The organism is Streptomyces tatrensis (assembly GCF_049310065.1).
GTDB lineage: Bacteria > Actinomycetota > Actinomycetes > Streptomycetales > Streptomycetaceae > Streptomyces.
This window is the reverse complement of record NZ_JBMDLB010000003.1, coordinates 81130-94914: the sequence shown is the minus strand read 5'-3', so window position 1 is coordinate 94914 and position 13785 is coordinate 81130. Positions and strand designations below refer to the sequence as shown.

At 70.1% G+C, this 13785-nt stretch carries 13 protein-coding genes and 1 pseudogene; 10 read left to right on the top strand and 4 right to left on the bottom strand.

All coding sequences use genetic code 11. The features are described from left to right. Positions 1-858, top strand: an 858-nt coding sequence (locus ACODT5_RS01075; RefSeq protein WP_422517239.1) for an NUDIX domain-containing protein, incomplete at its 5' end; no start/stop codon positions are given. 51 nt (positions 859-909) lie between these two features. Continuing rightward, positions 910-2265 carry an MFS transporter gene (locus ACODT5_RS01070; RefSeq protein WP_422517238.1) on the top strand — a complete coding sequence of 452 codons (1356 nt, stop codon included), beginning with the start codon at positions 910-912 and terminating at the stop codon, positions 2263-2265. A gap of 127 nt (positions 2266-2392) precedes the next feature. Here ACODT5_RS01070 and ACODT5_RS01065 read toward each other — a convergent pair whose 3' ends face one another. Continuing rightward, positions 2393-2665 carry a hypothetical protein gene (locus ACODT5_RS01065; protein WP_422517242.1) on the bottom strand — a complete coding sequence of 91 codons (273 nt, stop codon included), beginning with the start codon at positions 2663-2665 and terminating at the stop codon, positions 2393-2395. Here ACODT5_RS01065 and ACODT5_RS01060 point away from each other — a divergent pair. From ACODT5_RS01060 to ACODT5_RS01045, 4 genes and pseudogenes are all read left to right on the top strand, one after another. After that, positions 2619-2921, top strand: a pseudogene (locus ACODT5_RS01060) (protein-L-isoaspartate O-methyltransferase); the annotation flags it as partial. The gene ACODT5_RS01065 and the pseudogene ACODT5_RS01060 overlap by 47 nt on opposite strands. Positions 2922-3120: 199 nt before the next feature. Continuing rightward, entirely contained in the window at positions 3121-3504 is a 384-nt protein-coding gene (locus tag ACODT5_RS01055) for a hypothetical protein (RefSeq protein ID WP_422517241.1), read from the top strand. Continuing rightward, positions 3501-4007, top strand: coding sequence for a hypothetical protein (locus tag ACODT5_RS01050; protein ID WP_422517240.1), 507 nt, complete (start codon positions 3501-3503; stop codon positions 4005-4007). The genes ACODT5_RS01055 and ACODT5_RS01050 overlap by 4 nt, the downstream gene beginning before the upstream one ends. A 51-nt stretch (positions 4008-4058) precedes the next feature. Beyond that, complete coding sequence (locus tag ACODT5_RS01045) at positions 4059-5060, top strand: NsdA family TPR-like regulatory protein (RefSeq protein ID WP_422517237.1); 1002 nt, start codon at positions 4059-4061, stop codon at positions 5058-5060. 339 nt (positions 5061-5399) lie between these two features. Here the strand turns inward: ACODT5_RS01045 and ACODT5_RS01040 are convergent, their stop codons facing one another. Beyond that, complete coding sequence (locus ACODT5_RS01040) at positions 5400-5945, bottom strand: DUF4352 domain-containing protein (protein ID WP_422517236.1); 546 nt, start codon at positions 5943-5945, stop codon at positions 5400-5402. Positions 5946-6236: 291 nt separating this feature from the next. Here ACODT5_RS01040 and ACODT5_RS01035 point away from each other — a divergent pair, with 291 nt between their 5' ends. The 3 genes from ACODT5_RS01035 to ACODT5_RS01025 all read left to right on the top strand — a co-directional run bounded on the left by ACODT5_RS01035 (position 6237) and on the right by ACODT5_RS01025 (position 8229). Further along, positions 6237-7049, top strand: a complete 813-nt coding sequence (locus ACODT5_RS01035) for a hypothetical protein (RefSeq protein ID WP_422517235.1) — start codon at positions 6237-6239, stop codon at positions 7047-7049. Between the two features lie 142 nt (positions 7050-7191). Beyond that, complete coding sequence (locus ACODT5_RS01030; RefSeq protein ID WP_422517234.1) at positions 7192-8040, top strand: SDR family oxidoreductase; 849 nt, start codon at positions 7192-7194, stop codon at positions 8038-8040. Positions 8041-8073: 33 nt separating this feature from the next. Then, the gene (locus tag ACODT5_RS01025) at positions 8074-8229 is read left to right on the top strand and encodes a hypothetical protein (protein WP_422517233.1); all 156 of its coding nucleotides are present in this window, start codon (positions 8074-8076) and stop codon (positions 8227-8229) included. 80 nt (positions 8230-8309) lie between these two features. On the opposite strand, the gene ACODT5_RS01020 is transcribed toward ACODT5_RS01025, so the two are convergent. Then, positions 8310-8969, bottom strand: coding sequence for a bifunctional DNA primase/polymerase (locus tag ACODT5_RS01020; protein ID WP_422517232.1), 660 nt, complete (start codon positions 8967-8969; stop codon positions 8310-8312). A gap of 215 nt (positions 8970-9184) precedes the next feature. Then, positions 9185-11683: a hypothetical protein gene (locus tag ACODT5_RS01015; RefSeq protein ID WP_422517231.1), complete on the bottom strand. Its 2499-nt coding sequence runs from the start codon at positions 11681-11683 to the stop codon at positions 9185-9187. A gap of 791 nt (positions 11684-12474) precedes the next feature. Between ACODT5_RS01015 and ACODT5_RS01010 the strand changes: the two genes are divergently transcribed. After that, on the top strand, positions 12475-13734 hold the full coding sequence (locus ACODT5_RS01010) for a Fic family protein (protein ID WP_422517230.1): 1260 nt from the start codon (positions 12475-12477) through the stop codon (positions 13732-13734). The last annotated feature ends 51 nt before the right edge of the window (positions 13735-13785 follow it).

Sequence of the window (13785 nt, the reverse complement as noted above, 5' to 3'; positions counted from 1 at the left end):
TCCTACCTGCTGCATCTGCGCGATGACGTGCCCGGAATTTGGGCACCGTGGACCATGGCCTTGATCGGGGGCGGTCGCCAGAGGGGTGATCGGAGCCTTGAGGACACCCTTCGACGGGAGCTCGCCGAGGAGGTTCCCGGGCTTCGCCTGGAAGACCTGGAGCCGTACGCCGTGGAGGAGGCCACGAGTGTCGACGGACTGCGGGTACCCGTCAGGGTCTTCTCAGGCCGATGGAACGGCAATCCCGACAGCCTCGAGCTGCGCGAGGGCGTACTGCTGCGCTGGGTCACCCCAGACCAACTGGACAGGTTGCGCCTGAGTTCCGGACTCGGCGATCTCATCCGCCGTCACGCGGACGAACACCTGGCGGACGTACGGCCTGGCGGTCTGCCGCCGGTGTGGGACGGCGGAAGCCGGACCGTGCTCAACGGCATCGGCGTCCACCTCCACCTGGTCAACGAGGAGGGCCGTGTACTCCTTGGCCTTCGTCACCCCGGTGTGCGCTACGCGGGGAACACCTGGCACTACCTCGCGGGGAAGTGCGAGCGGGAGTCGGCGCTCAGCTGCCTGGTTCGGGAGGCCCGTGAAGAGGCGGGGCTGGTCATCGATCCTGCGGACGTGGAGCTGCGGCACGTCGTGCACGTCATCGACACTCCCGGCGGACAGCCGCTGATGCAGCTGGTCTTCCAGGCCCGTCGCTGGGAAGGGATTCCGGAGGTCCGCGAGATCGACAAATGCCTGGCCTGGCAGTGGTGGGACCCCGCTGATCTGCCGAAGCAGATCATTCCGTACACCCGCGCGGCCATCGAGGGGATCGCCGCCGGCCGCGCCTACACCGATATGGGGTGGGAACGGTGACCGGGCTCCTGCACCTGCGTGTTCGCCCGGAGAGTCCGGAGGAGATGGTCCGTGTCCAGCGCTCCTGATGCGCGTGCCGCCTCCGTGCCGTTGTGGCGGCACCGTGACTTCCGCCGCTATCTGACCGGGCAGACCGCGAGCGTCGCGGGCAGTTCGATCACCTCCGTGGCCCTAGCGGTCCTGGCCGTGGTCGACCTCGGCGCTACACCCGCCCAGGTGTCCGCGATCGCGTTCCTCGGCCAGCTGCCGCCGGCACTTTTTGCGTTGCACGCGGGGGCGTTCGCGGACAGGTACGCCAAGCGCAGGCTGATGATCACGGGTGATCTGGTCAGCGCCGCGGCCCTCGCGACGGTTCCGGTGGCTGCGGCCACCGGGACGCTGACGCTGGCCCACCTCATGGCCGTCGCTGCAGTGCAGGGAGCCGCTGGGGTGATGCACGACGCGGCGGCGATTAGTCTGCTGCCGGGGCTGGTCGACCGGTCGCTGATCCAGCGGAGCAACAGCCGCATCGGTGCGCTGTTCGCGCTCGCGGCGACAGGCGGCAGCAGCCTCGGTGCCGCCCTGACCGGACTGCTCGGCCCGGCCCGGGCCCTGCTTGGCGACATCGTCTCCTACCTGTTCAGTGCCTGGTGCACGGCCAGGATCCAGGCCCGCGAGAGTGTGCCGGCTCCGGCCGCACGGCGCGGGCTGCGGACGGAGATCGCGGAGGGCTGGCGGTACGTTCACAGTGACCCCCGCCTGGCGGTCCTCACGTGGGTGAACGCGTCCACGTCCCTGGCGCTGGCCCTCCTCAATACGCTGTGGTCTCTTTACCTTTTGCGTTTTCTGTCAATGGCTCCGACCGTGTTCGGTGTGGTCCTGGGCTTCGGGGCGCTCGGCGCGGCCGCCGGAGCCCTGGCCGCCCCAGCCATCGCCCGGCACGTCGGGCCCGGTCCGATGATGTTCGGCGCACTCTCCCTCACCCCGCTGACGCAGCTCCCGCTGCTCCTCGCGTCCCCTGGCACCGGCTGGGTGATCATCATCGGCGCCACCCTGTTCGTCCAGCTCGCGTGCGCCGGCGCGGCCGGGACAACTCAACGTTCGATCAGGCAAATGATCACCGAGCGTGGCATGCAGGCACGGATGCAGTCCGTGAGTACCTGCCTGACCTCGGCAGCGCGGCCATTGGGCGCCCTTCTCGCCGGAGCTCTCGGCACCTGGGCCGGAGTCCGGCCCGCCCTGGTCACCGGTGCCCTGCTGCTCGTCGTCCCCTGCGTGGTGCTCGCCCGTTCGCCACTGCGTGGCCTGCGGACGATGCCCGAAGCCTCCGCCTCTCCGGATGTTCTCCTCCCGGCGTTGCCCGCTCCCGGGCGGGCACGGGCAGCAGAGGCCGACCATGAACGCTCGATGGACGGAGGAACTCCATGACCAGGTCGAGCAGTCACAGCGCCGACTCGGCGCCCGCCGCCTCGGGGGTGGACCTGGATTCCGCGGCCAGCCGAGCGCGAATGGTGAACAAACTGGAGGAAGCTGGCGACCTTGCGGCCGGCCCGGTTCATGACGCGCTGCTCGAGCTGCGCCGCGAGGTGCTGATGAGCCAGGCGTACGTGCGCCGCTCGGCCCCTGACGAGATGCCGCCGCGCTGGGAGTTGCTGGACTGGACGCGGCCGGGGGACCGGGACGAACTGCGGGAGCTGCTCCACAGCGGTGGCAGTGTGCCGGTCCAGCACGCCGGCGAGGTGATCCTCGGACGGGTACCGGGCCCCCGCTCGGGGGGTTCGATGACCGCGATGTCGAGCACCATGGGCATGACGGCGCCCTTGCTCACCCTGCTGGACCTCCGTCCGGGCCAGCGGTTCCTGGACGTGGGCACGGGCGCCGGGGTAACCGCCGCCGTAGTCTGCTTCATCTGCGGAGACGCCGGTGTCGTCACCCTCGACGTGGACGCGCACGTCGGCGACGCCGTACGAGAGCGATTGGCTGGCCTCGGCTACCGGCCCGCGGTCGTCACCGGCGACGGCGGGCAGGGCTGGCCCGGCGGAGCACCGTACGACCGGATCCTCGTCTCCTTCGGCCTCCCGTACGTCCCGCCGGCCCTGATCGCACAGCTCGCGCCCGGTGGCCTGGCGCTGATGACGGTGAGCGGCACTTCGCCGTCCTGGCCCGGCCTCGCCGTCATCACCAGGACCCCGGGCGGACGAGTAGAGGCCAAGCTGCGCGCGGTGGAGTTCGGGCACCGGGCGGGCGCCGGCTTCGACCAGGTTTTCCTGTCGGCAGCCTTCCGTGAGCGGATCAGCACCGAACCGGGTCAGCCGCCTCAAGCCGCCCGAGATCGGCGATCGAGGATTCTGGACAGCTCTGGGCGCCCTACGGCCCGGCCTCGTCCGGAACTTCGCCACCGAGGACCTGACGATTGGTTCACCCGGCTGCGGATCGTGGATGCGGGCGCGCCCGGTCGGCTACCGACGCTGGGAGGTCACGGTGGGCGGACCCCGCGACATCTGGGACGAGCTCCACACCCTCGCCGCCCTGTGGCGTACGGCCGGATCGCCCGCCGCCTACCGCATCGAGTTCGACGCCGACGGCACCCAGCGGGTGACCACCCGCTGTACCACCCTCGCCTGGACCCTCCCCGCCACGCCTCCAATTCCTGGAGACGCCACATGACCAGCCACTTCAGCGAACCGGCACCCCCAGGCACGGGCCAGGCGCTCTTCGGGGCGACCGCCTGCGACTACGCCCGCTACCGGCCCGGTATCCCGGACGCAGCTGTACGCCTCCTCGCCGCAGCCCTGCACGGCGTGCCGGCACCGACCCTCCCCGACCTCTACCCCGAGGCCGGACCCACCTGGCAGGCACGCGTCCTCTACCTCGCGGCATACCCCGCCGCGGCGAGCGCACCGCTCGCCGCGCTCCTGGCCGGCGCCGGGAAGCGGTTGTGGACCGTTCCCGACGAGATGATCAACGCAGCTGTCGACATCAGAGAGCACATCGACCGAAAGTGGGCAGCCATCTTGGCCCACCGCTCGGAGGCCGTCCGTGGCAGATCGCTCCCGGCCCTACTGAGCCAGCTTCCGGCCACCGAGCGGGAGGTACTGCTCGGCACGGAGTGCTTCATCCGCCGCGACCTCCTCTCCCCGCACAAGGATCTTCACCAACTGCAATGCTGAACAGGCAAGTTGGATCCGGCGCACTGCTTCCCTGTTCCCGATCGGAGGCCCATGTCCGACCTGACACGGCGCAGCGTCCTCGCCACGGCCGCTACCGCCCTCCCCCTACTGCCGTTACCCCCAGCGCATGCCCTGCCCAAGAGCACGATCGGTGAGGAGGACCTGGCCGGGCTGGAGGCCGAGGGGAGCCGGCTGACCTCTCTGGTGACCGCCGACCGGCAGCAGACCCGCACCGAACTCGACGCCCACCTGGCCCGCGTCACTTCCGTGATCCGCCACGCCTCCTACCGTGCGCAGGCCGGAGCCCGCCTGCACGACCTGGCGGCCCGGCTCGCACACAGCGCGGCCTGGCAGCGCTTCGACACCGCCCAGCACCCCGCCGCCATCCGGCTGTGGAACTCCTCTCTGCGCCACGCCAACGCATCCGGCAACGACGATCTGGCCGCGTTCGTCGTATCGGATCTCGCCTACGCGAGCCTGTGGCGAGGCGACCCGAAGACCGCAGCGGTTCTCCTTGAGGGCACACTGGCCTCGGCCCGCCATCCAGCGGCACGGGCCCTACTCCACCTTCGTCTCGCCCGGGCCCGGGCCGACCTCGGCGACCACCGTGCCTGCGGACGTGCCATCGACGCGGCCGAGGCCCACCTGGCGGCCCCGCTTCACGATCCGGCCCCCGTGTTCTTCGCCTGGCTTTCCTCCGCCGATCTACTGGTCGACACGGGACGGTGCCTGGCCCAGCTCGGCCATACCCGGGCCGCGCGCCGCAGCATCGACGACGGGATGGCCCTGCTCCCTGCCACGCGCCGCAAGTCCGTCGCCGTGTTCACCACCTACCAGGCAGAGAGCTACCTGCGTACAGACGAACCCGAACAGGCTGCCCACTCGGCGCTGCGAGCCCTGCATCTGGCCCGGAGCATCGACGCGCCGCGCTGCGTCAGCGCGCTCGAACAACTCCGTCCGGCATTCGCCGGCTACCAGCGCATCACCCCAGTTGCCGAATTCCTCCACGCCTTGGCACCACCGTCCTCAGCCGTCCGGGCATCCTCCACCTGATCTGCCCTCGCCGACCCAGCGCGGTGGGGGCCCGGTCAGCGGTGCAGTGCCCGGTGGTGGGCCGCGGTGGTGGCGCGGCGGCTGCGGTGTGGGGCGATGGCGTACTCGGCGGGATCCCCTCCAGCCAGCCGCAAGTACAGGCTGTGGATGCGCTGGTCGAGCGCGGGTGAGGAGTCGGCGTTTGCGGCCGCGGACCGCGGCGACGGTGTGCGTGGCCGAAGTCTCCGCCAGCGCTGTCCGGAGAGACCTCTCGCCCTCCGAAATCGACAGCGCGGCAACATCCCCGCTCTCCGCGCCAGATGGAACCGCTACGGGGCGACGGGAGCCAACCCCTTGGCGTCAGGGCGCCAGAGCGCCGGACCAGTGGGTTCCCTCGTAGACGGCGGCATCGGGGACCACTTCCAGATCCAGGAGAGCCAGGCCCGCCCTGGGCACGTCGAAGACGTAGGTGACCGTCGCGGATCGGCCGGGGGCGATACTGCCTTCGAAGTCCGAGTCGGCGCCCTTGGCGCTGTCGTAGACCCGTTCCGCCTGTTCACCGGCCGTCCCGTACTTGGCATAGACGCTGACGGGAGAGGTGGGGAACAGCTCTGGTGTCCCGTTCTTCACCGTAATTTTCCAGGCCACTGCCTGGTTCCCCGCCTGGTGGCCCGCGGAGGTGTCGCTGGGGCTGAAGGGTGTGGGGGGTACGACGGTGACCGCCAGCCCGTTTGCGTAGGTGTACGGCTGCCCCCAGGCAAGGCCCGAGAGCACGGTGGCCGGACGGGCTGCAGCGCTGGGCCCGGCGAAACCGGCCGTAGCCACGAGCAGACCTGTGACCACGATGACGGCGGCCATCGGGCACCGGCCGATGCCGCGTTCCCCCGGGCGGTGAGTCGAGTCCATACTCCAGGGTCCGCCTGCCCCTCGCAGAGCGCACGGCGAAGTCCGGCCGAGCCCCGGGGAATGGCTCGTCAACGCGGTCAGGCGCCGGTGCAGCGGGCTCCGAGAAAGCATGATCGGTCCCGGCACCCACTGACCCCACGCCAGCGAGCCCAGCGGTACGAAGGCCCCGTGTGTGGCGCCGCCTGCCGTGTTCCGTTCCGAGCTCGCGGTGCCCGGTCCATGTGCTGCCGCTGTCTGGGTGGATCGCCGAGCTGTTCGACTGCTTTGTTCCGGTCGGTTCGTTGGAGGGACATGAGTAAGAGCCAGAAGGGGCGCAGGCACCGTTCGGTGAACCGCACGCCCCGACCCGCGGGGCCGGCGTCAATCGGCTGGCACAGGCCGTCGCAAGTCGCGCCCCAGCAGCCGTTCCGCCTCGTTTCTCGGGAGCGCCCCCAGGACATCAGCGGGCGCCTGTACTTCGCGACAGCCCGGCTGCGTGTCGACGACGAGATGATGGAGTTTGACCTGCTCGCCTCCCTCTACGGCATCGTGAGCGGGGAGGTCACCGGCGACTCGGCGGCTCTGCTGACCGCCGCGGTCTTCTCGTATCTGCAGCAGGCCCCCGTCGAGATCAAGACGGCGGTGGCACACCTCGGATGCGACCTCACCCGGTCGCCGACCGCCATGCTCGACTCGTTCCGTGCCTTCGTAGCTGCTGGACTCGTCGGGCGTGACGAGAACGGCGGATACGTCCACCTCGACCGGCAGCGGGCCGTCGGCCGCCAGCGGGGCGGCGAGGACGTCCCACCGCACGCTCATGTCTCCGAGTCCGTGAGCCCTGTCGAGCCGGACGGCCCCGTCTTCTACAACAAGGCCAGCGTCGGTGGGCTGGGGCATCACGCCGCCGCGACGTGGAAGAGGCTGAAGGCGATCGGGAGCGCTGGAGCGACGCCAGAGGACCTGTCGACAGCGGTCGGATACACCCTCCCCACGATTCGCAAGCACCTTGCGGGCCTGGCCCGATACGAGCTGGCCGAAGAGACCGGGGGCCGGTGGCGCGCCACGAAGGTGAACCAGTGGGAGGCGGCCCGCGAGCACGGCCTTCCAATTCGCAGCAGCGTCTGACCGGGCTGCCGGGAACGCCCCCGCGGCGGCCCGTGCAGTACCAGGGTGACCGCAGGGCGAGGCCGGCCAGCGCCGCTGAGGTCGGGCCAACCCGCTTGCGCCGGGGTCCGGAAGGCGGTCTGCGGGTCTAGGGTGTCGCCTCGTGACGATTCTGATCGTGGGTGCCTCCGGGTTCCTCGGGACCGAACTGGTCCGACAAGCCGTTCTGTCCGGCCGCACGACAGCCGGGACCTACGCGACCACACCAGGGACCGTCCCGGAGGCGACCTGGCACGCTCTGGACCTGAGCGATGCCGACAGCATGGAAGCGGTCGTGGCCGAGACCAGGCCCCGCGTCATCATCAACGCGTCGAGCGGCGGCGCGCGCTGGCCGGTCACGGCCGAAGGGCCGGTACGTCTGGCCATGGCGGCGGCGAAGGCCGGGAGCCGGATGATCCAGGTCTCCTCCGACGCCGTGTTCTCCGGCGCCGCCGCCGTGCCCTACGACGAGTCCCGTCTGCCCGACCCGATCACCCCGTACGGTGCGGCGAAGGCGGCCGCCGAGACCGGAGTCCTCCTCGTTCATCCGAACGCTGTGGTGGCCAGGACGTCGCTGATCATCGGCGACGGTCAGTCCGAGCACGAACGTACCGTCCACGGCCTTGTCGCCGGAACCCGCGAAGGCGTCCTGTTCACCGACGACGTGCGCTGTCCCGTCCACGTGAGCGATCTGGCAGCCGCCCTCTTGGAGCTCGCCACGGCGGACACGACAGGCATCCATCATCTCGGCGGCGCCGAGGCGGTGAGTCGGCATGACCTGGGCGTGCTCATCGCCAGACGCGACGGGCTGGATGTCTCCCGGCTCCCCGCGGGACTGCGGGCCGACAGCGCTCTCCCCGGAGGCATCGAGATCCGCCTCGACAGCCGCGCCACGCAGAGGAAACTGCAGTCCAAGCTCCGAGGCGCCCGCGAGTTCCTGCCCCCGCGAGGCGAGACCCCGAAGATCAAATAGTCCCGGATAGGGAGCCCGGCTCGAGGAGGTCTGATGATCGGTTCCGTGCATACGGCTGTGGACTTGCGCCACGTGCCGGCTGACCCGGTTCTGGTCCGCGTGGAGCAAGGCCTGAACGTGCACCTGGACCGGGACACCGTGGTGCGCAAGCGCCGCTCCCTCGGGGCCCGTACAGAGCGGGGGACCTGAGTACGGATCGAGCGCCGCGCCTTCGAGCGGATCGGCTTGCTCGGCGGCGTCGGTGAGCGCCTGGTGAACCTGGTCGTGCTTCAGCAGCTCGGCCCCGACCAGCTGACCGAGCCGGAACCCGGAGCGGTTGAGGTGGTCGTTGCGGCCGGTGCGGGCCGATGCCACCGCCATGAGTCGCCACGCAGCGCCGCGGCGGCGTACGCGGTGTCGTCCCGCAGGCCGCGCTCCCGGGTGGGGCGGGGAAGCCGGCCCCGGCAGGGCGGCCCGGCAGCCGCGTTGTGGTGTCCCAGTCCAACGTGCTCCAACTCCAGCGCGCCCCAGCGCGGCAGCCGTACCGGGCTGTCCTGGTTGCCTGCGATCCGGCAGTGCCCGGCCGCGGCGGGGGTGCCGGGCGCGACCGCGGTGGACCAGCTGGCCCCGTACGTCGACCTGCCAGCAGAGCCGCCCCGCGCCCTGCACGTACCGGCTCGTCCGCCGGAGGGGGTCTGCACGGTCAGCGTCGCCGGGGTGTCCAGCAAGCTGCCCGCCCGACGCACCCGGCAGAGCAGCCCCAGTACGTCCGCCCCGGTCCGCACCTGCCCCAGGTCCGTGTCTGGGTGCTGCGTTAGGTCGATGCCCGGCAGCAACAGCGCCTGATCCGGCGGCGGACGGTCGTGGTCGTCGAGATCGAGCACCACCAGGCCGGACGGCCCCGTGGCCACGCCGACGCCAAACTCCCGGCCGCTCCAGCAGCGGTGCATCAGCTCCCGCGTCGCCGCCCGGACGCCGTGGCATTACCGCCCGGCGTCGCGGCACGCACACCCGGCTGCGTCGGGGAAGCCGCACGCCGGGCGCGCTCCGGTCGATGGTGGCCGGCACCGGCGGCAGTCGCCCGCCGGACGCTTCGACCCGGGCAGTAGTGGGTGCACCCACCACCCCCGCTCACCGCATCGCAAGGCCGACTCCAGTCCCCCGTTCACGCAGCGCTCACCGTCTCCCGGCACTCGCCCGTCGGCTGCCGCACGCGGATCTGATCGTCGAGGGGACGCGCCGCCAGCTCGGCCATCCGCTGCCGCCATCCGCCGACCTGCTCGGTAGCCGGCGGGCGATCCGAGGCCCGGACCTGGCCGAGCCGCTGGGCGAGAAGAAGCTCCGCGGAGCGCTGCCGCGCCTGCTCGGCCGCCGCCCGGGCCCGCAGCTCACCGCCGCGCCGCGCCCGCTCGACGGTGAAGGCCCGATCGGCTTCCGCCCGGGCCTCCGTCGAGTCCAGCAGCGCGTCCATCGCGCGGGCCCGCTCCGCCCGCAGCAGCTCCTCGGCCAGGGTCCGCGTCTCCCAGGCCACCGCGGCCTCCGGCATTCCCTCGCGCCGCAACCGCCCCGTCACCCGGTCGACTTCGCCCTCTACCCGGATCCGCCACGCGGCCAGCCGGCCTGCCACGACGCCCAGGTCCGTCACCGGACCGCTCACCGCAGCCGCTACCTGCGCCGCCTGCTCCATAGCCTCACGGGCCGTGCGGTTCTGCGAGCACACCAGGCACAGGCCCCCCGCCTCCGGGACCCCGCAATCCAAGCACGCCCGCGCCGCCAACTGCGCCTTTGCCGAGGCGAGGTCCCCGCGGTCCTGGGCCCAGGCAGCCTCGCGGTGCGCCCGCTCGACCGCGGCATGCTCGCGCCGGACGGCGTCCCGCGCGGCCCGCAGGGCGACCTCCCGGCTTAGCCGCCGCTCGACCTCCGCCCGGGCCTCGGCCGGCGCCAGGCGTGGCAGCTCGGCGCCCACGGCCTGGACGACCTGGTGCCGCAACGCCCGCCGGTCCCCAATCAGCAGTTCGCAGCTCGGGCACACCAGTCTGGTGTCCATCCGCACCTGGTCGTCGCACGCCATCGCGTAGCACTCCGCCCGCTGCGGCAGACCCCGCGACAGCAGCCAGCCGACCGGCTCGCGCACCCGCTCACCGTGCTGAGCAGCGAGCCGCCGCTCCAGCCGCTCGGCCAGCAACGCCGGCGCCTGCTCCGAGCCCACGATCCCGGCCAGCCGCCGCAACTCGGCCTTGAGCGCCACCCTCACGCGGGTGCGCCCCCCGGCATGCCGGATCCGGGCCCACTCCAGCCGCACCGGGTCCAGTACTTGCTCCAGTTCCGGCGGTAGCGACCACCGCAACCGGACCGGTTTCACCGCGATCAGCTCAGGACACGTCTGCGCTTCCCCCGCTCGATCCGGTTGCTGTTCCCCGCGAAGCGGGCCACCCCGCCGACCGAACTCGCCGACGGCGCCGATACTGCCCGGCCCGGACTTGGTCATGCGCTCGTACGCGTGCTCCGGCAATGGCGGGTACTCAAAAGCGGCTTCGCCGGAAAAGCGAGACGAAGCAGCATCAGAACCACTATGAGGAACCACCGGAGCGTGGTCGGCGTGGAGCAGTGCACCAGCGGCCTCCTCCCCGGACGACCCGATCTCTTGTTCGTCCACGCGTTCTCCCAGGTCAGAAGCACTTTCGGGCCCGGTCTCGGGGGCGTCGGAAATCTCCTGATCCCTGAGTGCACCATCACCGCCGTCGGCCAGGCCGCCGTTCCCGACCTCGAAGAACCCCTCTTGGGTCCAGCCGCCTCCCAACTCCCCGGGTTCCCCCAACCCCGCCTCGTCCAGCCCCGAAGCGCAGTGCACGCAGACCCGCTGTTCCTCCTGCGCGACATCCTCAGCCCGCTCGTCCTCGGCCAGATCGGGCACGCCCCGCAGCTCCGGTCCGGCACTCCGCCCGTGGGCTGCTGCCACCGCCGGCACCATCATCCGAATCCGGGCCCCAGACACACCGCGCCCCCGGACTTCCAGCACCCCTTGCCGGATCAGCCCGTCCACCACCCGGGCCGCCTCCGCCGCGGAACACCCCAACAGCCGCGCAACCGTCGCATCCGCACGATCACAGCCAGCCGCCACTGCCCCGCCCACGAGGCGCACCCGACCATCCGGCCGGGCAGCCAGCACCAACCGCAACAACCCAAGCCGTTCCGCAGCAGCCCCCCGCCCCTGCCGAGTACCCAGCAGACCTGCGGGTGTTGGCCGCTTGCCCAGCGGCGCCCACCCCGGCGCGAACAACGCCTCACACAACGACAACAGGACCGCCAGCTCGCGCTTCTCCAGAGCCAGAGCGCGAGGCCCACACCGGGCCTGAGCAGCCGTCAGGGGTAGTAGCTCCCAGCGAAGACCGTCAACCCGACGCACCCCGTCCACCGCCTTCGTCACGACCTCCGTCGCCACCGCACCACAAGCACGCATACCAGGCAGCACGCGATGATCGACATAGGACTTCGAGACCCCCAGCCACCGGGCCAGCTCCCCCGCGCGCAACTCCAACCGCGACTCCCCCGCTGGCGACTTCGCCAGCAGGATCGCGGCTCCCAGTACCTCGGTCAGTGGGCGCTGGTAGAGCGCCCGCTCTGACAGAAGGGCATCGAGAGCGCTTGAGAGGCGCTGTCTCATCCCCGGGCGGATTACGAGTGGCTCGGGAAGTCCTTCCCTGTCGGAGAAGCGGGGTGTGCTTGGCCACCGAGGATGAGTCGATGTCCGTCGACCACCCTCGGTTGACCTTTTTGTTCCGATTTGGGCATCGTCCAGAGGAGACTCGTTCAAGCCTCTTTTTGGCAATACGGGACTAGCCCTATGGCTGGCGGCTATGATCTGCTCCAGAACTGCATAGGGATGAAGGCACAACGCGACCGACCGCTCGACCAATGGACGGAAAAGTCCTGGTCAGCGGGGGTGTAGGTGAGATCCGCTCGAGGGCGGAAGGGTCAGGTCAGGTTGCCGTTGACTTCTCCTCCCCTTGCGGCATGCGGGTGGCACCGCAGGCTGCGAGCGCCGACCAGGTCGGCTTGGTGTGGCAGACATGGAAATGCTCGAGGTGGCGACCCCGAGTGGTGGTGATGGGTGACTTGGCGAAGTCACCCGGTGAGGCGACCCGTTGGGTCGCCTTTTCGCTTTTGCCCCGAGCCTGAAGACCACTTGCCTGTGACCGTGGCGACGATCCCAGCGTTGACCTTGCCGAGGCATGGCGTGCCTCGAACTGGCCCGAAGCTCGTGAGTTCAGCGTCTCCACAGGTCGGCATCCGGCGAGGAGAGCGCGAGCCCTACTCTCCGGAACCACCCCGTGCATCACACCAAACATCACGGGGCACACACTATCCTTAAATGGATCTGCTTGAGGCTGAACCTTTGGAGCGTGTCTAGTGGCAAGGTTTTCGGAACGGCTCTGGCCGTCACAGCCTGGCGCGATGCCTGGTGTGGAGGATCAGGACCTCCGGACGTTCGCCGCGTACGAGCCGGATCTACTTCGGGGGCGTCAGCTCCGCCTGTCAGCCGAACTCGCTGCAGAGGTTGCCGAAGTGGACCGGCTGGTTCGTGCCTTCAACGACGCCGCGCCTACGAGCCCTCATCTGGAGTCCCTGGCCCGCTTCCTTCTCCGATCGGAGGCGGTGGCGTCCTCACGCATCGAAGGCGTGGTGGCTTCCGCCCGAGCGATCGCCCACCTCGAGTTGATGCTTGCAACCAAGGCCGGCGATGATCAGCGCACTCACCGCGGCATCAGCGACAGTGCACGCGAGGTGGTCAACAACGTCCTGGCTCTGCGTCGCGCCGTCACTGCGTTGTCGGAGACCGAGGCAGTGACGGTTGAGGACATCAACGGCCTGCAAGCCGCCCTGATGGTCGAAACCGAGCAGGACGAGTCGTCGGGGTACCTAAGGACCGTTCAGAACTGGGTCGGAGGCAACGCCTACGGGCCGCACGGGGCGGAGTACGTGCCACCCACCCCTGAAGCGGTAGGCCCGCTCATGGACGATCTCGCCGCCTTCATCTCTGAAGATCACCCTCTCCCTCTCGTCCAGGCCGCGCTAGTCCACGCGCAGTTCGAAACGATCCACCCCTACCACGATGGCAACGGTCGAACGGGTCGAGCCCTGATTCACACGGCACTCGCCAGGCAGGGCCTCGCAGTTGGACATGTCCTCCCGATCTCCATGTCTCTCCTGGCTCACGCTCGTGAGTACATCGCCGGCCTCAACGCGTTCCGATACGTGGGTGAGCCCAACAGCTCCGCCGCGGCCGTTGGGGTTGATGCCTGGATTCGTGTGTTCCTGGCCGCTACTCGCGACGCCGTCGCAGAAGCTCGGCGCTTCACCGACGAGCTAAGCCAGATGCGGACGGCCTGGTACGCGAAACTTGCCCACTACAGGGAAGGCCAAGGCCTTCGCGGACAGCCTCGAAAGGGCTCTGCAGTCGTGCGATTGATGGAGCAGCTCCCCGGCGTGCCGATTGTGACCGCGAGGGCTACGCAGTCGCTGCTCGGCATCTCCTTCGTCGCAGCCTCGAACGCCCTGGAGGAACTGGCTGGGGCCGGAGTCGTGCACGTTAAGGAAGTGGAGCGCGGGACACGCGCCTACTTGGCCACCGACGTGCTCGACTTGATCAACGGCGCCGAGCGCCGACTGACCTACACGAAGTGGGACCTTCCGGAACTCGACGCGTGGGTGTGACGGTTTCCTTTAACCTGGTGCGGCCCCTGTTAAAGGGAAAAGTTACTCTAA

Bases quoted from the DNA above. Each gene is read 5' to 3' on its own strand.
- ACODT5_RS01050 (WP_422517240.1), top strand. From the start codon at position 3,501: ATGACCAGCCACTTCAGCGAACCGGCACCCCCAGGCACGGGCCAGGCG.
- ACODT5_RS01045 (WP_422517237.1), top strand. From the start codon at position 4,059: ATGTCCGACCTGACACGGCGCAGCGTCCTCGCCACGGCCGCTACCGCC.
- ACODT5_RS01040 (WP_422517236.1), bottom strand. From the start codon at position 5,945: ATGGACTCGACTCACCGCCCGGGGGAACGCGGCATCGGCCGGTGCCCG.
- ACODT5_RS01035 (WP_422517235.1), top strand. From the start codon at position 6,237: ATGAGTAAGAGCCAGAAGGGGCGCAGGCACCGTTCGGTGAACCGCACG.
- ACODT5_RS01025 (WP_422517233.1), top strand. From the start codon at position 8,074: ATGATCGGTTCCGTGCATACGGCTGTGGACTTGCGCCACGTGCCGGCT.
- ACODT5_RS01020 (WP_422517232.1), bottom strand. From the start codon at position 8,969: ATGCACCGCTGCTGGAGCGGCCGGGAGTTTGGCGTCGGCGTGGCCACG.
- ACODT5_RS01015 (WP_422517231.1), bottom strand. From the start codon at position 11,683: ATGAGACAGCGCCTCTCAAGCGCTCTCGATGCCCTTCTGTCAGAGCGG.
- ACODT5_RS01010 (WP_422517230.1), top strand. From the start codon at position 12,475: ATGCCTGGTGTGGAGGATCAGGACCTCCGGACGTTCGCCGCGTACGAG.